The organism is Shewanella sp. JNE2 (genome assembly GCF_023159115.1).
Taxonomy (GTDB): Bacteria; Pseudomonadota; Gammaproteobacteria; order Enterobacterales; family Shewanellaceae; genus Shewanella; species Shewanella putrefaciens.
This window is the reverse complement of record NZ_CP096169.1, coordinates 824,243-850,658: the sequence shown is the minus strand read 5'-3', so window position 1 is coordinate 850,658 and position 26,416 is coordinate 824,243. Positions and strand designations below refer to the sequence as shown.

Genomic DNA, 26,416 nt, shown 5'->3' with positions numbered 1-26,416 from the left:
ATGGATAGCTAAAAAGTGCATCAGTTTACATACTTGCTGATGCACTTTTTTATTAATAATATCATCAACATTTATACATATATTCAGCGAGTCAATTATTCCTCAATGTAAACCTCAATGACATACGAGCACCACCCAAGTCAGGAGAGCAGCCAATACACAATTTGGACCCCATCCAACAACCAATTCTATCGACAATCGCCAAGCCCATACCATGACCGGAATTTCCGCGACTGTGCTGACCACGCACAAAAGGTTTAATCACTTGAGTAGATTCCTGTTCATCTATGCCAGGGCCATCATCGTCAACGTGTAACCACCCAATCCCATCTTCCAATGTCAACATCAGCCGAATGTTGGCACGACCAAAACGCAGCGCATTATTGAGTAAATTGTTCACCTGCATTGATAAATACTTAGGATCTGTCTTGATGTTCAGCGGAGTTGGGCAGGTAATGAGTTCCACTGAAAATCCTGGATATACTTGGCCTTGATACTTTTCTAACAACCAAGTATTAAGCTCAATAGGCTGCCAATCAGGTTGGATATTTGCCTCATCAAGGCGGGCATAACTGAGCAGTGTCATCACCAAGTCTTCCATTGTGTCCAGATCGCGGTTCAATCGTTGGAAATACTTCACCCTAAGCTGTTCGCTTTGGGTTTCTTCTAACGCCGCAATACCAAATCTGAGCCGTGCTATTGGCGTTTTTAAATCATGGGAAACTGCCCGGCTAAGCAATTTATTGTCATCGATCAGTTGTTGAATACGATCGGCCATGCGATTAAATTCACTTTCAATTGCACCTATGTACGATGTTTTACTGACAGGAATTCGCTGCTGTAGCTCCCCCATACCAAATGCTTGAGTCGCTTTACTGAGATTAACCAGTTGGCGGATTAAAGGAGACACCCACACCAACAAAATCACCACCACACCGCCATAAAAAAGCATGGTATACAGCTTATTCGCGTTAAAACTCACATCGGCGGGCGTCACTATCTGGGTATTGATATTCAGCACCTGACTCGTTTTAGGCAATAAATAATGCAAAGAGATGCCATCATCGGACTCCAGCAGTAATGATTCCCCTGAATAAAACTCTGTCTTTAGGGCTGAGGGTAAGACGAAATCCGCCTCATTCACCAAAGACAATTGATCTGCATTTCGCTGATTCCAGTTATCTATAAACGCATTATTGGGCAAGGGATCATTATCTAACGTCTGTGCCAGTGAACCGCCCAGTAGCTTTAATGCCGCAAGGTGAGTTGCTGGACTAGGCGTTTTATTATCAGAATCAACAAGTGTTGCAAACTCACTTATCGACCAACCTAAACTCGCAATGGCGACTAGCACCACCAGCACGAGCGAAGCCATCAACTTCTTCATAACGCTTACTCAACCTCATCGCGGCAAAATAAATATCCCTTGCCACGAATGGTTTTGACTTTATAGGGCTGACTTAACGCATCCTGCAACTTCTTGCGTAAGCGCGATATACGGATATCAATAGAGCGATCCAAACCATCGTATTCAATACCCCGCAGTTGAGCCACCAACTCATTGCGACTCACTATCGTGCCCGCTTTCAATGCGAGCAGCCACAAGACATCAAACTCATTGGCATTCAAATCCAGCGGCTGTTTATCAATAGTGACTGATTTTGCCGTCGCATTTAACACTAAAGAATCAAACACTAATTGCAGCTTTTGCTCCTCATCACCCACGCGGCGTAATAGGGCTTTTATTCGCGCCAACAATACCTGTGGCCGGATCGGTTTCGTCAGGTAATCATCAGCCCCAGCATCTAACCCGCGGATTTCATCGCCGTCCTCAACGCAAGCCGTCATAAATAAAATAGGCCCCGCATAAAATGCCCTAGCCTCTTTACACACATCGAAACCATTTTTAACGGGCATCATCACGTCGAGTAGCACTAAGTCAGGTGTCTCATCGGCTATCATCTCTAAGGCAAAGTCGCCTTGGCTGGCAACCGTCACCTCGTAACCGTGATCCAGTAAATAATCACTGATCCACTCTGCCAGAGAGGTATCGTCCTCTACGACTAAGATGTGCTTGGCAACTGACATGTTAGAATAACCTCCAGCCGGATTGACTCTGTTTAGGGGCCTTATAAACCCATGTCACGACCACTTTGACTTGCGCGAGCGGTTGCACATCATCATTACGAATAAGACTAAAAGTGGCCGTTTTATCCCCCTCAAAACTATATTGGTATTCTTGCAACGCTTTGCCAGTCCAGCAGGTTAACTGGTGTCCATGGTCTGACAAAATCAGACAGTACTCACCACTCGCGGGTGTCTGCCACCGAAACAACACATCTTGATAGCAAGTTTGCCCTTTATGTAGCGCAATGCAGCGTTCTGGGGTCGCAGTAAAAATAACGGCATCATCCTGACTGCAAACACCAAAGGAAGTGCTCAGCATCACTAACGCTAACCATAAATACAATCGGTTCATGCTCACCCCCTAAAACACATAGCTAATAGAGGCATTAAAATAGGAGACATAGCTGGCTTGATTTAGGGGACTGTCTGTAACTTCTTTGGACAACAGGTTCAAGCGATACATAGCTCGAAAGACAACACTCTCACTTAAAGGATAGGCAACCCCCACCTCCATACCGTAACTAAAAGAACTGTTTGGTTGATATTCAGGAAAGCGTTCGGTCGCTTCTTCCTTACTGATCCCAAAAAGATAACGATTTAAGGTGGCGGATGAGTAGCCGACGCTCCCTAATACGTGAAAATTCCAATTACGCACTTGCCAAGACTTGCCTAATCTAGCTGAACTCTGAATCCCTTGGTCATCGTAGTAATCAGACACTAATCTATACTGGAAAACGTAGTTATCGCCCCAATAACGCGTGGCACGAAAACCTGCGCCAATATAAAGAGAATCTTCCGAGAGTAAATAAGCATTGCGGCCAGCTTCATCGAGTGTTCGGGGATCAACATCAGGACGAGACCATGAACTTTGTAAATTAGCCAGCAGCAACTCTAAAGACCAATCCTCTGAGCTCCAAAGATTAAACCCTAGATTAATGCCATCTTGAGATTGGTGGATCATCTCAACAAATAGCCCTTTATACTGGTACATACCACTTATCAACAAAGACAACTGTGCAGCACCATCATCCGTTTGCCGAACATCGACTCGATTTATCCCGTAAACACTCATGCCCAGTTCAAAATCACCGCCGTCAGCAAGACGATTAGTACCTCCGTTAACACTGCTGGCAATATCCGATGCTGCAGCCGCTCCTGAAAGAATGCTCAGCGTTAACACTAGAAACCAAAGAATACGCATGCCCATTGAACTCACATTTTTAGTTGGTATTTAGCACTATATATTACAACAGTTTATTGCCAGTCACTGCACAACCAGTATCATTTTTGCGGCACCTGCGGTAAGGCCACAGGATTCGTCTGCACATCCACAATTTATGCCGTTAAAAAAGTCGACTTTATCTGCCCATGGTGCGTCGCTGATGGCACTGCTGCTAAAAAATTTAATGGCTCATTTATAGATGACTATCCGCTTATTGAAGCAGGCATTGTCATAAAATTATTTTCACCATGTATTTTAGCTAGAGCTAGATAAGAGATAAGCCATTAAAAATAGCGGGCACAATTCATCCCTAATATTGAGCTAACACGCCAAGCACAGGAAATACATCATCACATATCAGTGATGATGTGGATTGGCTCGCTAAAACTTGCATTAAAGTGGCAGATCACAGAAGATCCTTTGGCCTTTTTCATTGCCTTTAATCTTACCTATGACTCAATCAGCATCGCTTACACCAAACTCTGTGACTCATCATCCGACGTCCCATGCTACTCGGGAAGCGACTGTCATACAGTGTTCATTAGAGGCGACACAGCGCAATGCTCAGATTAGGTCGCAATTCCCAGCCTTAAATCAAATGCTTGATGGTTATCCCCTATGTTATCTCGACACCGCAGCCACCAGCCAAAAGCCACAAATGGTACTCGATGCCATGGCACAGTTTTACACCAACGACAATGCCAATGTGCACCGTGCAGCGCATCAGTTATCGGCGCGTTCGACCTTAAGCTATGAAAAAGTGCGCGATCAATTGCAACAGTTTTTAAAGGCAAAACACCGCGAAGAAATCATTTTTACCCACGGCACCACAGAATCCATCAACTTAGCCGCCTTTGGACTCACAGCGCATTTAAGCAAAGGGGATGTGATACTTATCGACACTGCAGCCCACCACGCTAATATTGTGCCTTGGCAGGAACTAGCAAAACGCACGGGGGCTGTCATTAAACCTATCCCTCTGATGCAAGATTGCCGTTTAGATATCAACGCCTATCAAACCTTGCTTAAATTAAAACCTAAAATTGTTGCACTTTGCCATGTTTCCAATGCATTAGGCACAGTTAATCCCGTGGCTCAGTTAGTTAAATTAGCGAAAGCACAAGGGGCGATCACCTTAGTTGACGGCGCTCAAGCCGTGGCACATTTAACGCTGGATATGGCTGAAATCGACTGCGATTTTTATGTATTCTCAGGACATAAAATGTATGGTCCCACTGGCGTTGGCGTGCTTTATGGTCGTTTAGACGTATTAGACACGCTCACACCACTGTTAACTGGCGGTGAGATGATTAAGCGCGTGAGTTTTGAAGCGACCGAGTTTGGCAGCCTGCCAAATCGCTTAGAAGCCGGCACGCCGCCCATTACCGAGGTGATAGGCTTAGGCGCAGCCATTACCTTTTTACAAACCGAGCTTACACCGCAGGTTCAAGCCTATGAAGCTGAACTACTTAGGTATTTACAAACCCAATTGCGCGCCCTAGGTCAAGTGCATTTATACGGCGCCTTTGACAACATTGGCGTGGTTGCCTTTAACCTCGCCGATGAACATCATCAAGATGTAGGCATTTTACTGGATCAACAAGGGATTGCCGTGCGCTGTGGCCATCACTGTGCCATGCCATTAATGCACACTCTCAATCTTAAGGGCTGTTGCCGCGCTTCTATCGGTATTTATACGAATAAAGACGATATTGACCGCTTTATTGCCGCATTAGCCTCGGTCAAAGACTTGCTGTTGTAACGAGCAACATTTAGCTATTTATTCACACATCACTCATTCGATGTTCAAACTGACGTTAAACAGGATTTTAGTCCATGACAGATTCGACCATACCTCTACCAAACGAGGCCGATTTTCACTATTTAGTGCAAGATGCCGATACCTTGTTGGCGCGTTTTACCAAGGCCGCTAATTGGCAAGAAAGATATCGCCAAATCATGCTATTAGGAAAAGAATTGCCTAACATAAGCACTGAATTACGCATCGATATAGCACAAGTAAAAGGCTGCGAAAGTGATGCTTGGCTCTATCACCGAGAAAAACATGGAAGACATTATTACCTTGCCGACAGTGACGCGCGCATTGTAAAAGGACTAATAGGGCTGTTACTTGGTGCTTGTCATGGAAAAACTAGCGATGAGATCCACGCATTTGATCCCCATGCTTACTTCGAACAATTAGGGTTAGCAGGTCAACTGAGCCCATCGCGGACTAATGGCCTGAATGCGCTCGCTAAAGCAATCAAAGACGCTGCACAATAAGATAAATGTTTTCTACACTGAGTGCTGTAATCGCCAAAAAAGGGATTTAATCAAAGACTTCGACCCGCTAAATAGGGTATAAAGAAGTTACATTTGCGTTAATTGATAGGAATCGAGCATGCCCAACCAGGCTGTCAATCACTACCGTCGCACTCTTCTTAAAGGTCTTGGCGCTGCAACCCTGTTAAGTCCCCTCGCCAGCATTCCAAGCTTTGCGGCTGCCCCAAGGCGGTTATATGTTGATGGTTTATCATTTCTCCCCGATGACTTAGCTGATGTTACCGCCTCTAAACTCGATGCCTATCTTTGCGATATTTCAGCCATTGAAACCCTGCAACTGCCCGATGGTACGCAAAACTATAAGCGTACTTATAAAGCCTGTATGGAAAGTATTAAGTTGGCCGCTAAACGGGTAAGCGATCACCCCGATATCCTATTGCAAGGTTTAACTGGGCGAGATATTCAGCTTGCGAGGGAAAGTAAACGCACTGCGGTGTATTTTCAAATTCAAGGAGCTGATTGTGTTGAGGAAGATAGCGATGTCAACCAATGGGCGCGCTTGGATGAATTTCATCAACAAGGACTACGTATCCTGCAACTCACCCACCATTATGGCAATACCTTCGCGGGGGGCGCATTAGATAATGATGCTAATGGCGGACTGAATAAACCACTCACTGCCCATGGTCGAGAGTTAATTGCAAAGCTCAACCACAGCAATATATTGGTTGATCTGAGCCACGCTAGCGCCCAAACTGCTCTTGATGTCGCCAAAATCAGTAAGTCACCCGTCGTCCAAAGCCATGGTGCGGCGCGTGGGATAGTCAATCATGCCCGCTGTTCGCCCGATGAAGTTATCCGCGCCATTGCGAATTCTGGAGGTGTTTTTGGCGTCTTTATGATGAGTTTTTGGTTAACACCAAATCCTGTGCCGACCATAAATGACTACATCCGTCAGTTAGAATACGTTATGCGTGTCGGCGGTGTAGACTGTGTGGCCATCGCTAATGACTTTCCGCTCCGTGGCCAAGAAAACTTACTGGCACTCGGTAACGACAACGCCCAAGGCATAAAAGAATATCAAGAATGGTGGTACAGCCTGCGAGCCAAAAACGTATTAGGATTTGATGCTGAACCAAGACATGTCGTCATTCCCGAACTGAACCATATCGACCGCATGGAACGTATCGACGATGCCCTAGCCAAGGCACGTTTTAAATCTACCGACCGCGACCGTTTTATGGGTGGTAACTGGCAAAGAGTGCTCAATCAAGTCCTGATTTAATCAGAGCCCCTAATCATAAAATACCGCTAGCCACAGGGTTTCTGAACTCGTCGACGTTGAGGCTACACGGTGCTTTTGGTGTGGCTGTATTGTTAAATAATCGCCCGTGGTGAGTGTCACGGTTTCACCTTGTTCAAATTCGAGCGTAGCCTCGCCTTTGAGTAACATCACCCACTCATATTGAGTTTGATCATACCATTGCCCAACTGGGGTTGACTGTCCATGGGAAACAATACGCTCAATCGTCACGCTATCATTGCCCGCCAGTTTTTCAAAAACCTCGGCGGATAAAGCCTCTGGTAAGTGACTAAAAAAATTTTGAATCATTTTTTATCCTTTATTTAACGGCCTTTTACCCGTTGAAACATTGAGCAACCCTATCCAAAACCGCTATCATAGGTCGGCGTAAGACTCATTTTCTATGAGCTTATATCAAATAAATATGTTGTTTTGCATATGGATATGGAGATTTCCCACAATGTCGTTGTTTCGTGCGCTCAAAGCTAAACTCTTTAATTCGTCTGAACATAATCGCGCCGAGCAAAGCACTCTACTACAAGTAACACCCGCAGAACCTCCTATTGAAACCCCATATTTTTGTCGCCACTTTAGTTTAAAAATCCATGCAACAGAAGCCCTTGCGACCTCACTGGAGCAGGATGCCGAGCGGGGGATCACTACCTATCATTATGACTCTCCACAATTAATTGAGCTTCTCGGCTGGGAGTTCGCCAATGAACCTTGCGCTTTCCATACAACTCAATTTGATCGGCTCGAAATCAATAATCAGGCTAATACACTGGAGCAATATTTTTGGTTAAACAAGGAAAAAGTATGCAGTATTACTCCTGTCATTCCCAACCAAGACAAGATGTTATGGCAGGTAGAACTGTACAATATCGATGATTTACTAATCAGCCACTTTACTATAGATGCGCACTTTATCGTTTGTGGTGATATCCAAGATCACGCCAGCCTAACCGGAAAACTGCAGCGTACTTTCCACGAAGTAGAAGACGAGCAAGGCATACGTCGCCTAAGAATTATTACTCAAAACCCTAAATTGACTCAGGTCGTTGAATCTAACTATTTTGGTGAGCGCGATGGTATTTCTCGCCAATTTGACGCCCTTGGCACCTTGTTATTTGAAGGGCATTTTATTCAAGATCAGCAAGTGGGGTTACAAACTTGGTTTCACCATACAGGTAACATTAATTACAGCGAAGATCGTCATCCTAATGGCATGTTTATTACGCGTTACCATGAAAATGGTAAGATAAGTGAAACGGCCGAAATCAATAGCAATGGCTTATATATCAATACATTAACTCGATTTCATGAATCAGGCCATGTCCAACTCACCCGCCCATTAATCAATGATCAAATCCATGGGATTGAATATTTATATTATGACAATGGTGCCCTAGAAGCTGAACGCCACTACGAGCAAGGCTATGAATTCCAAGCATTTTGGTATCACCCCAATGGAGTGTTAAAACAAAAAATGCGCGCCGATAGCACAGGAAAAATCCTTGAAGAATTTTATGAGAGCGGACAATTAGCTTGGCGTGAACAATTTAATCCTACAGGTGAGTTACATGGTGAGCATGTAAAATGGTATCCCAATGGTCAACTTGAAGAAAAAATCTATTTTGAACATGGCAAAGAACAAGGCATGGCCAATTGGTACCATGAAAATGGCCAACTTGCCCTTGAGATTTACTTAGAAAATGGCCTGAGGGAAGGTTTATTTAAAAGCTACTACGAAAGCGGAGTGTTGTCGGCAGAAGGTCAATATAAAAACAATCTTTCGGTCGCTCCCTTTATTGAATACTACGAAAATCAGCAAGTGCAAATGTATTTACCACACACCCAAGGCAACCGTGACGGCACCGCCCGGTGGTTTTATGAGGATGGCACTATACGTACTATTTCAGAATATGAAGTGCGCGATGGCCAAGGCTATCTTAAGGAGTCCAGCTTCTATAATAAACAAGGCATACTCGAATCCTATCAAAGCCATTCCAATACTCGCTGTGGTTATCATCTTGAAAATAATCAACGTGAATATTACCAAGAAGGGATCCCTGATACACGAATCGAATACTACGAGGATGGTGCAATTCGTTGGCTATTAACCTGTATTCAAGACAACTTGTTTAGTGCTAAGTCACTGTCCAGACAAGGCGCAATATTAGAAACAGGCACAATTCAAGTCACAGAAGAACGCTACCTTGATCTTGGTCACTGGCAACGCTTCACCCCTCAAGGACAACTCCTACGAGAAGTGTGGCTAGATGAGCAAGGACAACTTATCGAAAGCCGCCACTACTTTGATATTGATGAAAATACCACCGCACAAGAAGATGACGAAGCAGAGTGGGATAACACCAAAAATGTGAGTAATGGCGATACTGCTGGCCAGCCTGCACAAGATCAAGCCGCCCCAGTGGTTACAACAAGGTCTGCAGAACCCCTAAGGCTCTCTTATCACTTAAAATTTGATGACGAAAGCAAGCTTTATACCTTGAAACGTTACCATTCCAATAGCCATATCGCCGAAGAAGGGAATTTACAAATTCGAGGAGAAGAACAATTTTGGGTTGGCATTCATAATCAATATGATGAACAAGGCCGCATAGCACTGTCAGAAACCTACACCATGAGCGGTGAGCGGATTGAGCAAGCGACCAACACCAGTGCAATCGTGTTGAACTAAGTCATTATCAGCCCGCATTAACAGCCCCAAAATGTGGAGGCCACATTTTGGGGCTGTTAAATGACAGATTAAATCTGCTTCAACCCTCGTACTTGACGATTTTCACCGACCACCATCATTTCGCATTTAGGGCAGTCGAACACCAACTTAAGCACATCGTTACCAATTTCGAGCACCATAGGATCGGCTTTGATCCCCGGCACTTCTTTAGGGCAAAGATTAAAGTTAAAGCGCAAACAATGCTTAGTGATCATTAAGGGCACATCTTCGGTGACACCGTTTTTCTCATAGGTGTCTTGAATTTCAATCACACCATGGCGTTGATAAAAATCTTTCGCCTTTTGATTTGCGACATTACCTAAGTAACTCAAATGCTTAACAGGATAAACTGCATCTTGGTTATATTTCCATGGTTTTGGACGTATATATCCCTGCACGCGAGCCACTTCTAACGCTGCAACCGCATCACGGCGCAAACCATTAAGCACTGACGCTGGTAAGAACCACGCTTGGGCCGTATCGATACTGATACTGCGGGCAACAAAGTCAGTACTACCGAGTTTACCAAGCTGAGTGCGGGTTGTTTGCAGCGTTTTTTCAATATCGGTCGCAGGTGTTTTTTCGGCCACTAAGTTCACGCAGGCGCTTAACCCATAAGTATCAGTTAGGGTCAACGCAAGTCCATCAGTGGTATCGCTCAAGCGCATATCCACGCCAATAATACGTTTAGATGATTCCTTGGCGAGTAAGGTTTCGAAGGCTTGATTATGGTTGCGGTATAACGTCATCCCAACCTTTAAGTCCTTTGGCACCTGTAATATATGCAACTTAAGCCCTTCTGCTCGATTGACCCGTAAGCCTTGGAGTTTATCATCGGACTGTTTGGCCATGGCATAATTGAGGGGGAAAAATGCTAAGCCATCACCATTGTTGAACTCATGGGTCGAACTCACTTGGATAAAGTCTTTGCCTATGCTGACCACTCTACCCACATCTTCGCCTATGTATTTTGGTGAGCGAAAATCTTTGATCCCTTGGCTACGTTCATGGACAAAATAGTCCGTACTGCCGCGGTTAAAGGTTTTTTCAGGATCTGGGGTAAAAGTGTGCTCGCAACGACCATGGGATGAAGCCACAAATTCAGGGCGACGCGCCATAATCGCATCAAGTTTTTGCCGATAGTGGGCAGTGACGTTTTTAACGTAACTTAAATCCTTAAGGCGACCTTCGATCTTAAATGAACGAATACCAACATCAATTAGCGCTTCAAGGTTTTCGGTTTGGTTATTGTCTTTAAGTGACAATAAATGCTCATTCTGCGCTAATACATCTCCTGCACGAGTTTTTAAATTCCCCGGCAAACGGCACATTTGCGAACATTCTCCGCGGTTAGCACTGCGATTACTAAAAGCATGGCTTAAGTTGCATAGCCCACTGTAGGCCACGCAAAGCGCACCGTGAATAAAAAATTCAAGCTGCATATTAGTATGCGCCGCCACTTCACGGATCTGGCTTAGGCCAAGTTCGCGGGCAAGTACAACCTGTGAAAATCCCACTTGCTCTAAAAACGCCACCTTTTCAGGGCTGCGGTTATCCATTTGAGTACTGGCATGCAAGGCAATCGGTGGTAAATTAAGTTGCAATACGCCCATGTCCTGCACAATCAGCGCATCGGCACCGGCTTCATACAATTGCCAAATGAGTTTTTCAGCATCAGCCAGTTCGTTATCCATCAGGATAGTATTAAGCGCGACAAACACTTGAGCATGGTACTTGTGAGCATAGGTACACAGACGCGCGATATCTTCAACACTGTTACCCGCCGTTGCTCTAGCACCAAATGCTGGGCCACCGATATAAACCGCGTCGGCACCATGGCGTATGGCTTCGATACCGTAGTCAGCATTTTTTGCTGGCGCCAATAACTCGAGGCGGTTATGAACGTGAGAAAGATTCTCAGGGGTGTAAATCTCTGGCTGGCTCATGGCTTCACAGGCTCAAAATGATCAAGAACAAAAAAGAGCGTGATTATAGCAATAACTCGAATGTAGCTCTATCAGCAAATCATCAACTAAACACGCTTTCCTTCTATCCAAACTAAATGCTAGCAACCAGTAATCTTAATCCCCACACTTGCACCCTCAAGCTGAGCAGAGTATCTTTGCCGCGCATTGACCAATAGGCACTATGATGACTGATTTTATTTATCAACCACCCACAACACCTTGGCTTGAGATTCTTTATCAAGATAAAGATATTATCGTGATTAACAAACCTTCAGGATTGTTGTCTGTGCCAGGTCGAGATCCAGCCCATTACGATAGTGTTTATGCCCGCGTAAAAGCCGAACACCCCCATTGCCAAATCGTGCATCGTCTCGATATGGCAACCTCGGGCGTGATAGTCCTCGCCCTTATTCGCAGTGCTGAACGAGAACTAAAACGTCAATTCCACGATAGAGAAACCAGTAAAACGTATATTGCACGGGTTGCAGGCCATATAAAGCACGACACAGGTAGTATTGACTATCCACTTATCTGCGATTGGCCAAATAGACCCAAACAAAAAGTCGATCATTTTGTCGGTAAACCTTCGCTCACTCACTATCAAGTTATGAGTCGAGCCAAACGTTCAACACTCGTTAAACTCACCCCAATCACGGGCCGCTCACATCAATTACGGGTGCATATGATGGCAATAGGCCATCCTATTTTAGGAGACGGTTTTTATGCCGATCCACTCGCTAAATCATTAGCCCCCCGCCTATTACTCCATGCGGCAGAGCTCACCATCAAACATCCCTACACAGGTGTTAGCATGACTTTTAGCACTGAAGCCCCGTTTTGTGAGCCTTTGGGTGAACAATGATCACTAAAATCAAATAAGATGGGCAAAATTGGTAGCAATTCTCCATAAAAAAACGTAGCTTTATGACAATTCATTACGTTATAGAGAGTTTATTTATGGATACCGCATTTCAGCGCGATCAACTCGATAATCATATCCTTGAAGCCCTAATGCAAGATGCAAGAACCCCCTTTGCAGAGCTCGCTAAACGCTTTGGCGTCAGTGCTGGTACTATCCATGTTAGGGTAGAAAAGATGAAGCAAGCAGGTATTATCACTGGCGCGCAAATCACCGTAAACCCTAAAGCCCTAGGTTATGACGTTTGTTGTTTTATCGGTATCAATCTTAAAAGTGCTGGCGATTACCCTGCCGCCATAGCGAAACTTAATGCTCTAGAAGAAGTCGTTGAAGCCTATTACACCACTGGCAATTACAGTATTTTTGTAAAAGTCATGTGCCAATCGATTGATGGTTTACAGCACGTTCTTATTAATCGCATTCAATCTATCGATGAAATTCAGTCAACAGAAACCTTGATAAGCTTACAAAACCCAATAGTCAGGGCAGTTAAGCCCTAAGTTGCCCCATCTCGCTTTAAGCACAATTAAAGTTACAAAATATGATATAAGTCTTTTTTCCATTAAAAGTGTTAAACACATAACACTTTTATGTTACAACTTCATTGCTACCGCCAAAAGAGCGAGGCATAACTATAACAATTCAGCTACATACACATGATTTAGTGTGTTGAAAGCATTAATTGACAAGGAAGAAGTTGTGAAGACAAAATTATCGATCGCCATATCCACGGCACTGTTATCTAGTGCTGCTATCGCAAACAGTGAATTTACCTTTAAACCATACTCTCCTGAAATGTCCTCCCATGAGAAATACAGTAAACCTCAGGTTGCTGTATCCAATATTGCAGCTCCACAGCGTTTTATCGTTGAAATGGAATCTCCTGCACTGGCGGCTTATCAGGGTGGGATAGGTTCATTTGCTCCAACAGCATCCACAAAAGAAGGGCAAAAACTAAACGTACAATCCGCTGAAGTTAAAAGCTATGCCAGCCATCTCGCCAAAGAACAAAATAATTTTGCATCAGCTTTAGCAAAGACAATTCCTAATGCAAAAGTTGAGCGTCATTTCCAAACTCTTTTTAATGGTGTAACCGTTGTTGGTCAAGGATTAAGTGCCGAAAAACTGGCTAAAATGCCTGGCGTTAAATCCGTCTACCCAGAGACCATGTATGAAACAAACATGGATGCATCTCACCAAGTGATTAATTCCCAAGCAATGTGGGAAGCCGTTTCAGGGATGGAAAATGCAGGTAAAGGAATTAAAGTCGCAATCATTGATGGCGGTATTCGCCCCGAAAATCCAATGTTTGCAGATGCAGGTTTCACTGCCCCAAGTGGTAACCTACCTTCAGATGATTATTGCTCTACTGTTGATGCCTCTTTTTGTAACAACAAACTCATAGTTGCGCGTTGGTCACAACCGACCTTCCCCGTTTGTGCAAAAGAATACATGAGCCCACTCGGTTATGGTGGGCATGGTACCCACGTTGCGGGAACGGCTGTCGGTAATAAGGTTTCAACAACATTCAAAGATATTCCTGTTGAGTTATCGGGCGTCGCTCCAGCCGCATATCTGATGGTCTATAAAGCACTTTATAGTAATCTCGAGTGTGAAAGAGGCAGCGGCTCAAACATTATGTTAATGGAAGCATTGGAACATGCTGTCAATGATGGTGCTGATGTTATTAACAACTCTTGGGGTGGTGGCGCGGGTGGAGATCCTGCTAGTAGCCCATATAAAACCATGTTTGAAGCGGCAGAAGCTGCTGGCGTTGTTGTAGTCACTGCTGCAGGTAATGATGGTAATGGCGCACAAACAGTGGGATGTCCTGGCTGTATTGAATCAGGGATTACCGTTGCGAACACGACAACTGGTCGCTATTTTGCCAATAGTTTCAATGCTGGTGGTGAAGATTTACTCGCAATACCAAGCTCAGATGCTGTATTGAGCGCAGATATTACAGCACCTATCATTGCAGCTAAAAATCTAAATGCTGAGAATGCCAATGGGTGTGATGCCTTTCCAGCAGATTCATTTAAGGACGGTATCGCATTAATTTCTCGTGGCGTATGTAACTTCTCATTAAAAGCAGCCAATGCTAAAGCAGCAGGCGCCAAAGCCGTCGTTGTATACAATAGTGTTGCGGGCGCTCCGATTACCATGTCTATGCCCGATGATCCATTTCCTGCACTAATGATTACTAAAGATGCTGGTTTAGCCATTATAGAAGCCATGGGAGACACGCCAACAATTGGAACGTTGTCGGCAACAACCAAACGCATTATCGCACCTGAACTTGCTGATAATTTAAATAGCTCAAGTTCACGAGGCCCTAACGGTAATCAAAATATCCTAAAACCAGATATCGCGGCACCGGGCACAGATATTCTATCTGCTTACTCACCAGATGATGGTGGGCAAGGATTAGATTTCAATGCCATTTCAGGTACCAGTATGGCAAGTCCTCATGTTGCGGGAGCAGCTGCTCTTATGAGTCAATTGCATCCAGACTGGAGCCCCAATGATATCAAAACCGCGCTCACCTCTACGGCTAAATATGTCGATATTCTTGATGATGACTCTGTAACAGCGGCTAACCCATTTGACATGGGGGCTGGTCGTATGGATTTAGATGCAGCAGCGAAAGCGGTGCTAACCTTCGACAAACCATCAATCGCCTCTGACTCTTGTGTTGGACCATGTACTTTCACTCGCACTGTTTATAACAAAAGTGACAGTACAACGTCTTGGAGCTTATCAGCTTCATCCGATAGCACAGGTATCACAGTATCACCGTCTACATTAGAACTTGCCGCAGGCGCCTCTGCCACATTTACAGTAACAGTTGACTCAACTTTCGCTAAATATGGTGAGTGGATCTTCGGAAACATATTGATCAATAGCAATGAGGGGCGACAAAATGCTCACTTACCTCTAGCTGTTCTGGCTAAAGAATCAAGTAATGCATCCCTAATTTCAACCAATACGACCAAATCAGATATTAACGCCAGTGATGTCATCCCTATGGTAGCAACACTCACTAATACTCTGTTTGAAAACACAGTTACTTTTACAGCACAAGCACCTAAAGGGACTAAGCTGACCTCCAAAGATGATGTCAATGTCACATTAGCTGGAGCAACCCAAAATGGCTTGCAGGTAAACGAAGATTTAGGCCTAATCACTTGGGTTGGTTCTCTTAATTTACCTAAGATGGCGACCACAAAAGGGGCTCAAAGATTCCCAAGTATCATTGGATTAGGAACCAACCCTATCACTTGTAGAACTGGATGTGATGAGGTGAGCTTCAGTTATAATGTTCCTAGCTTTAAATATAACGGTGTAAGTTACTCCAGAATTACATTATCGGATAACGGTATGGCAATTGTTGGGGGAGGAAATACGAGTGGTTCTTATGCCAATAAGCAGCTACCTGATGGTGCAAATCCCAATAATATTCTAGCGCCATTCTGGTCTGACTTTGATCTATCAGATAAAACGGTTGGCGATACTGGTGGCGGTGATCTTGCTATTGGCGTATTTACCGACAATGCAGGTGTAACATGGCTCGCTTTAGAGTGGAATAAAGGCAAGCTCTATGGTGATACATCAGGTTCGGAATATACTTTCAGTATTTGGATTCGGACGGGTGCTACAGAAGAAGTTGTATTCAACTATATCGATATTCCAAACATGCCATCTGCAGTCACCATTGGTGCAGAAAACATAGGAGGAACGATTGGTACCACATATCACTTTAATGGCACTGGTGGCACTGTCACATCTGGCGATGCTGTAACCTTAAGAAACACAACCGCTGGTAATGTAACGATTAATTACAGTGCTAAAGCAACGTCTCTTAATGTTGGTCAAGCGGATGTAATTGACACTGATGAAGAAACTCTAGTTTCTATTAATGTCCTTGAAAATGACATTAAACCAGATCAAAAGGTAGCCCAAGCCTCTGTCACTGGCGATGGCATGACAGCAAAAGCACTACGTGTTATTGACGTTATGCCCAAGGGGCCTTTAGGTGGCGTAAAAATAGTACAAGCTCCTACCCACGGTACAGCAGTGGTGAGTACTGAAGGTCATATTGACTATACCCCTAGTGTCGATTTCTTTGGTACTGATACGCTGAGCTACACATCCGTTGATGAAGATGGCAATACTGGAGAAGCTGCAATGGTCACTATTAACGTTCACAATGTTAATGATGCGCCAACTGTCGCTCCTGTAGGCTCAACAGGTGTAGAAGGTTCGACAGTAACAGCTACCGCTAATGGTGCAGATATAGACCAAGATACTTTAACCTATAACTGGGTACAAACGAGTGGAACCCCTGTTACCTTCACAAATGGTGGTGGAACGATCAGCTTCACCGCTCCAGCAGGTGCCCAATCGCTGGTATTTACAGTAGTTGCGTCTGATGGTGAGCTAGAAAGTGCTCCAGGCACTGCAACTGTCACAGTAACAGCCAAACCAACACCCGCTAAAAAGAACGGTGGCGGTTCTCTTGGTTGGTTAACAGCTTTACTCTTGCCACTGGCGTTTATTCGTCGTCGTATGAAGTAATATTTTGTTAAAAACAAAAGGGAGCTCTTTAGTAGCTCCCTTTTTATTAGATGTAATGCGAAGAAATATTACGAACGCAGCCCGATCCCGCGTGAGATAAGATAGTAAGCTAACGCCCATAAAGCGATACAAAAACCCACCATAATGGCGATGGATAGCGGCACACTGATATCGGCAAATCCTAAGAATCCATAGCGGAACACGTTAATCATATAAACTACGGGATTTAGTGCTGAAACGCCCTGCCAGAATGAGGGTAAAAGTGTTAAAGAATAAAAGACCCCGCCAAGGTAGGTCAATGGGGTGAGCACGAAAGTCGGTATGATGCTGATATCATCAAAACTCTTTGCAAAAACGGCATTAATTAAGCCTCCTAAGGAGAACAGCACTGAGGTTAAAAAGACCGTCATTATCACCAACCCCGCATGGTGCAAGCTAATGTCGACAAAGCACATCGCGACTAAAGTTACAATCAACCCAACACATAAGCCACGGGCAACACCACCTCCCACATAGCCCGCAATCATTACATAATGGGGCACAGGTGCTACCATTAGCTCCTCTAAATTGCGTTGAAATTTAGCACTATAAAACGAGCTCGCCACATTTGAGTAAGAGTTAGTGATCACCGACATCATGATCAAACCGGGTGCAATAAACTCCATGTAAGATACGCCACCCATATCCCCAATTCGGCTACCGACTAAGTTACCAAAAATCAAAAAATACAAGGTCATGGTAATCGCAGGTGGGACTAACGTCTGAATCCAAATCCTTGTAAAACGATTGATTTCTTTACTTAAAATACTTTTAAAGGCAATAAAGTAGAGCTGATTCATGCTAAAGCTCCCTGGGTTTTATTCACCAATTCAACGAAGAGTTCTTCTAGCCGATTTGACTTGTTACGCATAGACAATACTTCCACATTTGCGGCAGTTAATTGGCGAAATACCTCATTAAGATTGTGATCTTTAGCCACATCCACCTCTAAAGTGTGGGGATCGGTGAGACGACATACCATGCCATCGAGCGTTGGAGCGACATTGATGTCGTGGCGTAGGTCGAGAATAAAGGTTTCCATATTCAGCTTACCGAGCAGCGCCTTCATACTGGTACATTCCACCAGCACACCATTATCGATAATGCCGATATTGCGGCATAGCATTTCTGCTTCTTCCAGATAATGGGTTGTGAGAATAATGGTTACACCCTGCTGATTAATTTGTTTAAGGAACTCCCACATAGAACGGCGCAGTTCAATATCCACCCCAGCGGTCGGCTCATCTAAAATCAGTAGCTTAGGTTCGTGCATCAAAGCACGGGCGATCATTAAACGCCGTTTCATACCCCCAGATAGCTCCCGCGACTGGCTGTGACGTTTTTCCCACAAATCTAGCTGAGTTAAATACTTTTGCGCGCGCTCAAGCGCGATAGACTTGGGTACACCATAGTAACCTGCTTGATTCACTACTATCTGTAATACCGTTTCAAACTGATTAAAATTAAATTCCTGCGGGACTAAACCTATGCATAATTTGGCATGCTCTAATTGTTCATCAATATCATAACCAAAGACTTTAACCGTACCAGAACTCTTCTGAACTAAAGAGCTAATAATCCCGATAGTAGTGGATTTACCCGCACCATTAGGGCCGAGTAAGGCAAAGAAATCCCCTTGATTAACAGTAAGACTAATGCCTTTAACTGCTTCTACGCCGCCTTTATAGGTTTTTTTAAGCCCTTCGAGTACCAGAGCATGGGCAGTATTCACCATAGTTGTACCTGATCCTTAACATAACGAGACTAATAAGATGGTGGCAAAAAAGCCAAATACAATACGTCGACCTTATATAAAACAAAACTCCCGCATGTTGCGGGAGTTTTAACTGTTATAACCGAGCAAGAATGCAATTATTCGAGTGGCACAACTTTCGCGATGTAAGGCAGGTTACGATACTGCTCGGCATAATCAATACCATAGCCCACGATAAACTCATCCGGGATAGTAAAACCGATAAAATCAACCTTCACATCCACTTCTCGGCGCTCTGGTTTATCCAGCAAAGTACACAGAGCAAGACTTTTAGGTTCGCGCAGCAACAACATCTCGCGAACTTTACTTAAGGTATTACCAGAATCAATCAAGTCTTCGACAATCAGCACATCGCGGCCTGCGATATCCGATTGCACATCTTTAAGCACTTTCACATCCCGTGAACTGGTCATTGAATTGCCATAACTGGAAACCGACATAAAATCAATTTCAACATGGCCCTTAATACGGCGACAGAGGTCCGCCATAAAGACCACTGAGCCTTTTAACAATCCCACCATCAACAAGCGTTCGCTGTTGGCATAATGGGCATTGATTAACTCAGCCATTTGATCCAATTTTTGGTTAATCTCTTCGGCGGAGATCATCACTTCGGTGGTGTGTTTCATATCAGTCTCAATTGTCGAGGTCACGGTGGGTCTGCTTGTCATACCCCCAGCGACTCGTTAGTGCATGGTCAACGCCCAAATGATCGAGAATTCGAGCGACCATGAAGTCTACCAGATCTTCCACCGATTTGGGATTGTGATAAAAACCGGGCGCCGCAGGCATAATCGTCACACCGAGGCGAGAAAGGCTCAACATATGTTCGAGATGTATAGCACTAAAAGGGGTTTCTCTGGGCACTAGGATAAGCTGTCCGCGTTCTTTAATCACCACATCTGCGGCTCGTTCAAGCAGATTATTGCTCATTCCTGTCGCAACCGCCGCGAGTGTTCCTGTCGAGCAAGGACAAATGACCATTTGTTTAGGTGCGGCGCTGCCTGATGCGGGGGGAGAAAACCACTCATCCTTACCAAGCACAACCAATTCCCCCACAATAGCCGCATTTTTTTCTGCCAATACAGCAAGCAGTTGTTGTTTCGCTTTTTCGCTATTCGCACTGAGTTGCAAACCGTGCTCTGTCGCTAACACCACTCGCGCCGCACTCGAAATCATCAAAAACACTTGAAAACCAGAAGCCAACAGACATTCGAGTAACTTCAGTCCATAGGGAGCGCCCGAGGCGCCAGTCCAAGCTAAGCTAATTGCCTTAGTCGACTTTGGGTAGACCATCTTAGTTAACCTGCTCTACCGTTGAAGCCTGCTCTAATGCGGCAAGCAGCTTCTTATGTAAACCACCAAACCCACCATTACTCATGACCACTATGGTGTCACCGGGTTTAGCCGTTGCCGCAACCTTAGCAACAACCTCATCAATCTGATGCAACACCATGACAGGAATCACTGAGGCTTCCATCGCCTCTTTCATGTTCCAGTCAATCGTATCTGCTTGATATAAAAACGCTTCGTCAGCTTGCATCATAGAATATGCGAGAGTGTCTTTATGCACGCCACTCTTCATGGTATTTGACCGTGGTTCAAGTACGACAATAATTTTGCTCTGGCCGACCTTAGCGCGCATCCCTTTTAATGTGGTCGCAATAGCGGTGGGATGATGGGCAAAATCATCGTATACGCTGATACCATTCACTGTACCTAACAACTCAAGACGACGTTTTGGCGGTATAAATTGTGCTAAAGCCTCAATCGCAGCACTTGGCTTAACGCCCACATGACGCGCGGCTGCAATCGCCATAATGGCATTTTCGATATTGTGCTGACCAATTAAATCCCACTCAAGTACCCCTTGGGATTCGCCGTCAAAAAACACTTCAAAACAATGGCAATCATCACTTAAGGCTTTGCCATACCAACCAGTAATAGACTCTGCTGTATGATAATGTTCTTGCTCACTCCAGCAGCCCATATCAATAGTCTGTTTTACCGCTTGCGCATCAACGGGCCAAATGATCTTTCCTTCACCTGGCACAGTACGGATCAGGTGGTTAAACTGCTTTTGGATAGCCGCTAGATCGGCAAAAATATCGGCATGGTCAAATTCGAGATTATTAATCACAAGAGTACGTGGATGATAATGCACGAATTTGGAGCGTTTATCGAAAAAAGCGCTATCGTATTCGTCGGCTTCGACGACAAAGAACGCTGATTCCCCCAAACATGCAGACACACCAAAGTTTTGCGGTACACCACCAATTAAAAAACCAGGCTGATAACCACAATCCTCTAAAATCCACGCTAACATACTCGAAGTTGAGGTTTTACCATGGGTGCCTGAAACCGCTAACACCCAACGTTCCGGTAAAATATGCTCGGCCAAAAATTGCGGACCAGAAGTGTAAGGAATACCCATATTCAACACGGCTTCTACACAGGGATTTCCCCGACTCATGGCGTTACCAATCACGACTAAGTCAGGATAATGTCCGGCTTCACCCAATTGGCTAGGATCAAAACCTTGAATAAGCTCAATGCCTTGTTCTTCTAGTTGCGTACTCATTGGAGGGTAAACATTGGCATCCGAACCCGTCACTCTATGCCCTTTTGCCCTAGCCAATAACGCCAGACCACCCATGAAGGTTCCACAAATTCCTAAAATATGTACGTGCATACTGCTCGCTCTGATGTTTTTGAATTCAAGGCTATTCTAATCCATAGAACCGCAGATTGGCAGGTTAGGATCTCGGAAAAGCCACTTACTCGGCAAAGATCCTGACAAAGAAAGGGATTTTTACAATTGACTGAAGTTTATCTAACAGGATTATGTCACAACACTCACTTATCCACGTAAGCTGGCGTAGAGCTTAGCGTGTTGGCTGCGATGGCGATTAAATAAGAACTGACGTAAGGCTTCGCGCTCTTGGATTTCAGCTTCAAATCTCACAATTGCCAATCCTTCTTCATGGCGGATAGGTTCAATCTTTACCCGCATCGTCTCACCATCGGGAAGTTGTAGCTGTAACTCTTGGCTACCAATTAGCTGTTCAAACTGTTGTTGGGATTTAGCACGAATAGCCATGCCAGAACTCGATAAAGACACGACAGACCATTGCTCACCCTGATCATGGTCGAATATCCACACATCCTCAGGCTGAGTCAGGCGCCAACTCCGTTCCGCACCAGTGGTGTCTAAGACTTCTGGAACACCCAATGTCGGTTGTAATTGCCCAAAGTCATCGAGTCTCATTTCAAGGGGGAACCACAGTTTATAAGGGCCAACCTCAGCTAAAAGCGTTAACTTGGCTTTACCTAATAAGGAGGCCAATGCTTGCGGCACTTCGGTTTTAACCGTCAATACATGATTAACCCAAGGCTCAGGATTAGCCTCCTCCATGCCATGAGTTATACGATTAGGAGAAAATAGCTCACTAAAGCAAGCTAATTCCTCCAAGGTTAAATACGGCTCATCAATCATATAGCAACCTACTCAGATGAATCCCTTGTGCAAAAAATTACCACCAAAGTATGGTTTAGTACATTTTTTCAGCGATTAATTTGCAAAAAAAGAAAAGTAGGCTACCAAGGCTAAGGCCACACTCCCATTAGCCATTTACACTATTTTATTAATCATGTTTTTGATGATTGGTCGGTGGTGCAAATAAGATCCTCAGTCTCTGTGGCAGACTCAACCCCTTTGCCGTAACTTCGCTAAACATATCGCACCATTCACTGAAGGTCACTTTTAGTGGATTAAAGCTATTGACTGGTTTAGTGATCCCGTAAATCACAGTTTCGTCCTCAGGTTCAAAGGTGCCAAATAGCTTGTCCCAAATGATAAGCACACCTGCGTAATTTTTATCGATATATTGGGGATTACGGCCGTGATGTACCCTATGATGTGACGGTGTATTGAAAACCCATTCAAGTGGCCCAAGTGATGTAATCGCTTGTGTATGCACAAAAAATTGTAATCCAAGATTGAACAATACGACAAATATTACCCAGTTTGGATCGAAACCTATTACCACCAGCGGTAACCAAAATACCCACATCCCCGCAAAGGGATACATTAAACTCTGACGAAACGCAGTGCTAAAATTCATATTCTCAGAGCTATGGTGTACCACATGAGCCGCCCACATCCAGCGCACTCTGTGGCTCGCCCGATGGAACCAGTAATAACAAAAGTCCTGCGCAACCATCAAGGCAATAAAGCTCAATGGACCCATTTCAATATCGAATAATTTCCAACCAAAAATCGCCAAATACAGCTTAGCGATTAGAAGGCCTGTGAGCAGATCTGCGCCTTGATGCATTGCCGCGAGGCTGAAATTACACAGCACTTCTTGACCACGATAACGTGCACTCAAAGGTAATCTTTGTTTTTTATCGCCAAAGTACCATTCCAGCAAAATACACATGAAAAACAATGGAGCAAGTATAAGCAGTAACACTTCTGGGTGCTGGATAAGCGAGGTGATATCCATATTAAGGTCGTCCTGTACTCTTCTTGTTTTATGATTCTTTTTATCGTTATCGTGTTATCTCAATCCAAACCGAGGTTAATAAACCGCATTCAACACCACAACGCAGGCAACAATGGTCGGTTCCCCATGCTCGGTTACCAACGTGCATAGTGATCTTCAGCGAGACCAAGGACATTACTGAGCAAATAACTGCGTCCTTGATTGTCGATTATCGTGCCGCTGAAATGGCCGATAAATTGGCGAAAGTTACTCTTAAGGAAAAGTAAATTACGCTTTTCACTGCGACAATTGTGCGCCGCAAACTGCAAATCCACTTGACCATTTTGGCTGTAGATCCGCCAGACTTCGGCGCCAAGAGTGGCATAGCGATCAAATTCAAATTGCACGGGCCCAAGTAAATGGCGCTCGCCATTAATCCAAAAGACATTTTCCGTTGCCCCGGTTTCATTAACTCCGGCAGCTAAATTAAGCCCCATTATGCCTTCATGGATCCGCGCATTGATCGACGCCCAGCGCCAACTCGTATCGCGGCGCATATAACCTGCTGAAAAATCATAGCCCGCTAAGGCTTGATTCAACGGCTGAGGCTCGTGACCTACTGTCAAACTACCTTTAACGGTCAAACCATTATGCTTTTGTGTGTAAGTCCAGCCGTTATATCCCGTCGGACTACACATCGCCATAGGTAAACTTAGGGCGAATGGATGCAAACTCACATCGGCTTGAATGTTTTTAGTATCTATCATTAACCGCCAACCGCCCTCAACAATCTCAAAGCTTAACCGCGCCCCTTTACGACCAATTTGGCTTTTACCATTAGCAGGTGATGACGTCATCTGATAGCCAAGTCTTAAAGGTTTTAGCCAATCAAGCTGGGTGAGTGTGTTAGTGTTAATGTCGTATAAATAACAAAAAGCACTGCCGACATAGGCAATATCGGCAAGCGCGACCCCAAGGACATAACGTGGCGTGACCAAAGAAACAAACTGAAACTGCTTATAATCGAAATGCTTGGCCCACGCTGAAGCAGGTTTATCCATAGTGTCATAGTAGGCAAAATCCGCTAAACCTAAGGTTTTAACTATGCCATCGAAATGACCGAAATGAGGTAATCCTTTCGGATTGATTAGGCTATCTGGGGCGATTTGCGTTGCTATCGTTGACATGACTCAGCCTTACACAAAGAACAGGGGAGCATCTATGCTCTCCTCTTATAAACATCGAATTTTTACTCTAACCTGTCCCACATTGCATTAAAAGAGTGCAACACCAAATTGTTGTGAACTTGTTATCCACCAGCATTCTATCTTAGCGAAATGCCTTAGTGATAAAATCAAAAAAGCGCCTAAAGGCGCTTTCATCATTGCTCGCAGGATGTTGAGAAGCGATTAGAATTTGTAGCTAATACCAACATTAATCCCCTGCAACTCTAGTTCTTTCATCGGAATATATTGATATTCTAGATTCAAACCAAACCCCGACTTAAATCGATATTGCCAACCGACAGCACCATAAAAACCGATATCGTCAGAATCCCTATCTTGCTTATCCATCTCATAACTCACTTGGGTGTAAGCTGCGCCTAATTTGGCATACAAGCTATTGCCTGTCGATAACGGATATTCACCGTAAGCGGCTATTCTGCCACCCTGATAACTTAGATCTTTTATCTCGCTAAATGCCTCGACAAGTGCACTTGCCACGCCACCAGAACCCGCTAAATAACCTGCTTCAACGCCAAAATGCTCATTGAGCATATAGCGGTAATATAAATCGACAGTGACGGTATCACCCGCATCATATTTACCATTTTTAGTTTCAAATTCTTGGGCACCGTAACCTAAGCTAGCGCCAACGAGATGATGAGTTGCATCATTTGCAGTTGCATTCGAGCTTAATGTGCCAGCACCCAAGCCTAACAAGACTACCCATACTGATAGGGATAAATTCGTTATATATTTCATTCACGCTCTCATCTGAGTTAATTAAGTCTTTAAAAATTGTCGCGATGGATAATACCAATCATATTAAATATCTGTTCATTCAACGGGAGTTCAACGCGCTTTAGACAAGGCGAAGGATTGAAGGCATAGTATGGTGCTCTGTCAAAAGCCTTAAACGCAGTATAAAGCGTGCTGAAACCCGCCCTTCGGGAGCCTCACAGGCATCCCACTCCCGTGTTGCATTGACTTAAAAGGGAATGACCATTTCTGCGTCAATGCGCCTTGGATTGAGACGCCTGTGAGGCTCTGAACTGATTAGATATTTAATGTGATTGGTATAATATACACCTCGCCTGTACCTCAACTGAATCACGGTGCTCTGTGGCATCAAAAGTGATTTCTGGTATGCTGTAACCACTTTTACTTGCACGAGATCTCCAATGAAACGGCTATTACTGACTTTGACTTTTCCCCTGCTATTCGTTGGCTGCGCTAGCCAAAAGCCAACTCATATGGCTTTTAGCCCGCAAATTCCAGATGTGAAACAACAAATATCAAGAACTATCCCTATTTCACTGGAAACCCTTGATACCCGTAATGTCGAATATGTTGCACGCTTTATTGAAGAGGGCACAAAAACACGCTTAGTCGGCCCAAGTGAACCACCAAAATTACAACTCGACGAAGTATTCCGTAATGGTTTTGCTCAAGCCGGTTATCAAATTGATCCAGGAGCCAGTCATTCGGTACAAATTCAATTAGAAGAATTACAGATGGATGTGACCAAAAAAACCTTTGGTTATGAAGCTAAGCACAGTGTAATGATTGCCGTGCAAGCTCGAAACTCGACTCAAGAACTCGTTAAACGCTATAAAGCCAAAGGGACACTAAAAGGGCCACTAACCCCCGACTTTGCAACCCTAGAATTAGATATGAACAAATTACTTGGCCAGCTGTCAGGGGAAATTCTAAATGATCCCGAGCTAAACCAATTTTTACAACAATAATAATCG

Annotated in this window: 24 protein-coding genes; 9 read left to right on the top strand and 15 right to left on the bottom strand. The window is 44.3% G+C overall.

Going from position 1 to position 26,416, the window contains the following annotated elements; genetic code table 11:
* Positions 1 to 91 precede the first annotated feature (91 nt).
* Genes MZ182_RS03875 through MZ182_RS03860 form a run of 4 tightly spaced genes read right to left on the bottom strand, consistent with a single transcriptional unit; the run spans position 92 to position 3,328 of the window.
* Entirely contained in the window at positions 92 to 1,387 is a 1,296-nt protein-coding gene (locus MZ182_RS03875; protein ID WP_248066297.1) for an ATP-binding protein, read from the bottom strand.
* A gap of 5 nt (positions 1,388 to 1,392) precedes the next feature.
* Positions 1,393 to 2,088: a response regulator transcription factor gene (locus MZ182_RS03870; RefSeq protein ID WP_011790589.1), complete on the bottom strand. Its 696-nt coding sequence runs from the start codon at positions 2,086 to 2,088 to the stop codon at positions 1,393 to 1,395.
* Between the two features lies 1 nt (position 2,089).
* Positions 2,090 to 2,479: a DUF3019 domain-containing protein gene (locus MZ182_RS03865; protein WP_011790590.1), complete on the bottom strand. Its 390-nt coding sequence runs from the start codon at positions 2,477 to 2,479 to the stop codon at positions 2,090 to 2,092.
* Between the two features lie 9 nt (positions 2,480 to 2,488).
* The gene (locus tag MZ182_RS03860; RefSeq protein ID WP_014609947.1) at positions 2,489 to 3,328 is read right to left on the bottom strand and encodes a MipA/OmpV family protein; all 840 of its coding nucleotides are present in this window, start codon (positions 3,326 to 3,328) and stop codon (positions 2,489 to 2,491) included.
* Positions 3,329 to 3,343: 15 nt separating this feature from the next.
* Between MZ182_RS03860 and MZ182_RS03855 the strand changes: the two genes are divergently transcribed.
* The 4 genes from MZ182_RS03855 (at position 3,344) to MZ182_RS03840 (ending at position 6,917) form a co-directional block, all read left to right on the top strand.
* On the top strand, positions 3,344 to 3,622 hold the full coding sequence (locus MZ182_RS03855; RefSeq protein WP_317233123.1) for a CbrC family protein: 279 nt from the start codon (positions 3,344 to 3,346) through the stop codon (positions 3,620 to 3,622).
* A gap of 178 nt (positions 3,623 to 3,800) precedes the next feature.
* A complete protein-coding gene (locus tag MZ182_RS03850) occupies positions 3,801 to 5,111 on the top strand; it encodes an aminotransferase class V-fold PLP-dependent enzyme (protein ID WP_248066295.1) in 1,311 nt (436 codons plus the stop codon).
* A gap of 74 nt (positions 5,112 to 5,185) precedes the next feature.
* Positions 5,186 to 5,632 (top strand): SufE family protein, encoded by a 447-nt coding sequence (locus tag MZ182_RS03845; protein WP_011790593.1) that lies wholly within the window; start codon positions 5,186 to 5,188, stop codon positions 5,630 to 5,632.
* A gap of 118 nt (positions 5,633 to 5,750) precedes the next feature.
* Entirely contained in the window at positions 5,751 to 6,917 is a 1,167-nt protein-coding gene (locus MZ182_RS03840; protein WP_011790594.1) for a membrane dipeptidase, read from the top strand.
* A 9-nt stretch (positions 6,918 to 6,926) separates the two neighbouring features.
* Here the strand turns inward: MZ182_RS03840 and MZ182_RS03835 are convergent, their stop codons facing one another.
* On the bottom strand, positions 6,927 to 7,244 hold the full coding sequence (locus MZ182_RS03835; RefSeq protein ID WP_011790595.1) for a cupin domain-containing protein: 318 nt from the start codon (positions 7,242 to 7,244) through the stop codon (positions 6,927 to 6,929).
* A 151-nt stretch (positions 7,245 to 7,395) separates the two neighbouring features.
* Between MZ182_RS03835 and MZ182_RS03830 the strand changes: the two genes are divergently transcribed.
* Positions 7,396 to 9,636 carry a toxin-antitoxin system YwqK family antitoxin gene (locus MZ182_RS03830; RefSeq protein ID WP_248066292.1) on the top strand — a complete coding sequence of 747 codons (2,241 nt, stop codon included), beginning with the start codon at positions 7,396 to 7,398 and terminating at the stop codon, positions 9,634 to 9,636.
* A 68-nt stretch (positions 9,637 to 9,704) separates the two neighbouring features.
* Here MZ182_RS03830 and MZ182_RS03825 read toward each other — a convergent pair whose 3' ends face one another.
* Complete coding sequence (locus MZ182_RS03825; protein WP_248066289.1) at positions 9,705 to 11,621, bottom strand: peptidase U32 family protein; 1,917 nt, start codon at positions 11,619 to 11,621, stop codon at positions 9,705 to 9,707.
* A 205-nt stretch (positions 11,622 to 11,826) separates the two neighbouring features.
* Here MZ182_RS03825 and rluA point away from each other — a divergent pair, with 205 nt between their 5' ends.
* The 3 genes from rluA to MZ182_RS03810 all read left to right on the top strand — a co-directional run bounded on the left by rluA (position 11,827) and on the right by MZ182_RS03810 (position 17,139).
* A complete protein-coding gene (gene rluA, locus MZ182_RS03820; RefSeq protein WP_041420525.1) occupies positions 11,827 to 12,504 on the top strand; it encodes a bifunctional tRNA pseudouridine(32) synthase/23S rRNA pseudouridine(746) synthase RluA in 678 nt (225 codons plus the stop codon).
* 95 nt (positions 12,505 to 12,599) lie between these two features.
* Positions 12,600 to 13,061, top strand: coding sequence for a transcriptional regulator AsnC (asnC, locus tag MZ182_RS03815; protein WP_014609941.1), 462 nt, complete (start codon positions 12,600 to 12,602; stop codon positions 13,059 to 13,061).
* Positions 13,062 to 13,260: 199 nt separating this feature from the next.
* A complete protein-coding gene (locus tag MZ182_RS03810; protein ID WP_011790600.1) occupies positions 13,261 to 17,139 on the top strand; it encodes a S8 family serine peptidase in 3,879 nt (1,292 codons plus the stop codon).
* A 68-nt stretch (positions 17,140 to 17,207) separates the two neighbouring features.
* Here the strand turns inward: MZ182_RS03810 and MZ182_RS03805 are convergent, their stop codons facing one another.
* The 9 genes from MZ182_RS03805 to MZ182_RS03765 form a co-directional block, all read right to left on the bottom strand.
* Positions 17,208 to 17,978 (bottom strand): ABC transporter permease, encoded by a 771-nt coding sequence (locus MZ182_RS03805; RefSeq protein ID WP_011918726.1) that lies wholly within the window; start codon positions 17,976 to 17,978, stop codon positions 17,208 to 17,210.
* Positions 17,975 to 18,913 carry an ABC transporter ATP-binding protein gene (locus tag MZ182_RS03800; protein ID WP_011790602.1) on the bottom strand — a complete coding sequence of 313 codons (939 nt, stop codon included), beginning with the start codon at positions 18,911 to 18,913 and terminating at the stop codon, positions 17,975 to 17,977. Before MZ182_RS03800 ends, MZ182_RS03805 begins: the two co-directional genes overlap by 4 nt.
* Before the next feature lie 137 nt (positions 18,914 to 19,050).
* Positions 19,051 to 19,581, bottom strand: coding sequence for a hypoxanthine phosphoribosyltransferase (gene hpt, locus MZ182_RS03795; protein ID WP_011790603.1), 531 nt, complete (start codon positions 19,579 to 19,581; stop codon positions 19,051 to 19,053).
* A gap of 7 nt (positions 19,582 to 19,588) precedes the next feature.
* Positions 19,589 to 20,248, bottom strand: a complete 660-nt coding sequence (locus tag MZ182_RS03790; RefSeq protein WP_011918725.1) for a flavin prenyltransferase UbiX — start codon at positions 20,246 to 20,248, stop codon at positions 19,589 to 19,591.
* A gap of 1 nt (position 20,249) precedes the next feature.
* On the bottom strand, positions 20,250 to 21,644 hold the full coding sequence (mpl, locus tag MZ182_RS03785; RefSeq protein WP_248066286.1) for a UDP-N-acetylmuramate:L-alanyl-gamma-D-glutamyl-meso-diaminopimelate ligase: 1,395 nt from the start codon (positions 21,642 to 21,644) through the stop codon (positions 20,250 to 20,252).
* Positions 21,645 to 21,812: 168 nt separating this feature from the next.
* Complete coding sequence (locus tag MZ182_RS03780) at positions 21,813 to 22,448, bottom strand: hypothetical protein (RefSeq protein WP_011790606.1); 636 nt, start codon at positions 22,446 to 22,448, stop codon at positions 21,813 to 21,815.
* A 148-nt stretch (positions 22,449 to 22,596) separates the two neighbouring features.
* On the bottom strand, positions 22,597 to 23,460 hold the full coding sequence (locus MZ182_RS03775; protein WP_248066283.1) for a sterol desaturase family protein: 864 nt from the start codon (positions 23,458 to 23,460) through the stop codon (positions 22,597 to 22,599).
* Between the two features lie 134 nt (positions 23,461 to 23,594).
* The gene (locus MZ182_RS03770; RefSeq protein WP_248066281.1) at positions 23,595 to 24,626 is read right to left on the bottom strand and encodes a DUF2804 domain-containing protein; all 1,032 of its coding nucleotides are present in this window, start codon (positions 24,624 to 24,626) and stop codon (positions 23,595 to 23,597) included.
* A 222-nt stretch (positions 24,627 to 24,848) separates the two neighbouring features.
* The gene (locus tag MZ182_RS03765) at positions 24,849 to 25,415 is read right to left on the bottom strand and encodes a porin family protein (RefSeq protein WP_248066382.1); all 567 of its coding nucleotides are present in this window, start codon (positions 25,413 to 25,415) and stop codon (positions 24,849 to 24,851) included.
* A gap of 428 nt (positions 25,416 to 25,843) precedes the next feature.
* On the opposite strand from MZ182_RS03765, the gene MZ182_RS03760 reads away from it, so the two are divergent.
* On the top strand, positions 25,844 to 26,410 hold the full coding sequence (locus MZ182_RS03760) for a YajG family lipoprotein (protein WP_011790610.1): 567 nt from the start codon (positions 25,844 to 25,846) through the stop codon (positions 26,408 to 26,410).
* The last annotated feature ends 6 nt before the right edge of the window (positions 26,411 to 26,416 follow it).

Excerpts from the sequence above, each read along its gene's own strand:
- MZ182_RS03835 (WP_011790595.1), bottom strand. The coding sequence starts at position 7,244 with ATGATTCAAAATTTTTTTAGTCACTTACCAGAGGCTTTATCCGCCGAG.
- MZ182_RS03790 (WP_011918725.1), bottom strand. The coding sequence starts at position 20,248 with ATGGTCTACCCAAAGTCGACTAAGGCAATTAGCTTAGCTTGGACTGGC.
- MZ182_RS03775 (WP_248066283.1), bottom strand. The coding sequence starts at position 23,460 with ATGGATATCACCTCGCTTATCCAGCACCCAGAAGTGTTACTGCTTATA.
- MZ182_RS03840 (WP_011790594.1), top strand. The coding sequence starts at position 5,751 with ATGCCCAACCAGGCTGTCAATCACTACCGTCGCACTCTTCTTAAAGGT.
- MZ182_RS03780 (WP_011790606.1), bottom strand. The coding sequence starts at position 22,448 with ATGATTGATGAGCCGTATTTAACCTTGGAGGAATTAGCTTGCTTTAGT.
- hpt (WP_011790603.1), bottom strand. The coding sequence starts at position 19,581 with ATGAAACACACCACCGAAGTGATGATCTCCGCCGAAGAGATTAACCAA.
- MZ182_RS03825 (WP_248066289.1), bottom strand. The coding sequence starts at position 11,621 with ATGAGCCAGCCAGAGATTTACACCCCTGAGAATCTTTCTCACGTTCAT.
- mpl (WP_248066286.1), bottom strand. The coding sequence starts at position 21,644 with ATGCACGTACATATTTTAGGAATTTGTGGAACCTTCATGGGTGGTCTG.
- MZ182_RS03770 (WP_248066281.1), bottom strand. The coding sequence starts at position 24,626 with ATGTCAACGATAGCAACGCAAATCGCCCCAGATAGCCTAATCAATCCG.
- MZ182_RS03870 (WP_011790589.1), bottom strand. The coding sequence starts at position 2,088 with ATGTCAGTTGCCAAGCACATCTTAGTCGTAGAGGACGATACCTCTCTG.
- MZ182_RS03830 (WP_248066292.1), top strand. The coding sequence starts at position 7,396 with ATGTCGTTGTTTCGTGCGCTCAAAGCTAAACTCTTTAATTCGTCTGAA.
- MZ182_RS03865 (WP_011790590.1), bottom strand. The coding sequence starts at position 2,479 with ATGAACCGATTGTATTTATGGTTAGCGTTAGTGATGCTGAGCACTTCC.
- MZ182_RS03860 (WP_014609947.1), bottom strand. The coding sequence starts at position 3,328 with ATGCGTATTCTTTGGTTTCTAGTGTTAACGCTGAGCATTCTTTCAGGA.
- MZ182_RS03845 (WP_011790593.1), top strand. The coding sequence starts at position 5,186 with ATGACAGATTCGACCATACCTCTACCAAACGAGGCCGATTTTCACTAT.
- MZ182_RS03800 (WP_011790602.1), bottom strand. The coding sequence starts at position 18,913 with ATGGTGAATACTGCCCATGCTCTGGTACTCGAAGGGCTTAAAAAAACC.
- MZ182_RS03805 (WP_011918726.1), bottom strand. The coding sequence starts at position 17,978 with ATGAATCAGCTCTACTTTATTGCCTTTAAAAGTATTTTAAGTAAAGAA.
- MZ182_RS03760 (WP_011790610.1), top strand. The coding sequence starts at position 25,844 with ATGAAACGGCTATTACTGACTTTGACTTTTCCCCTGCTATTCGTTGGC.
- rluA (WP_041420525.1), top strand. The coding sequence starts at position 11,827 with ATGACTGATTTTATTTATCAACCACCCACAACACCTTGGCTTGAGATT.
- MZ182_RS03850 (WP_248066295.1), top strand. The coding sequence starts at position 3,801 with ATGACTCAATCAGCATCGCTTACACCAAACTCTGTGACTCATCATCCG.
- MZ182_RS03875 (WP_248066297.1), bottom strand. The coding sequence starts at position 1,387 with ATGAAGAAGTTGATGGCTTCGCTCGTGCTGGTGGTGCTAGTCGCCATT.
- asnC (WP_014609941.1), top strand. The coding sequence starts at position 12,600 with ATGGATACCGCATTTCAGCGCGATCAACTCGATAATCATATCCTTGAA.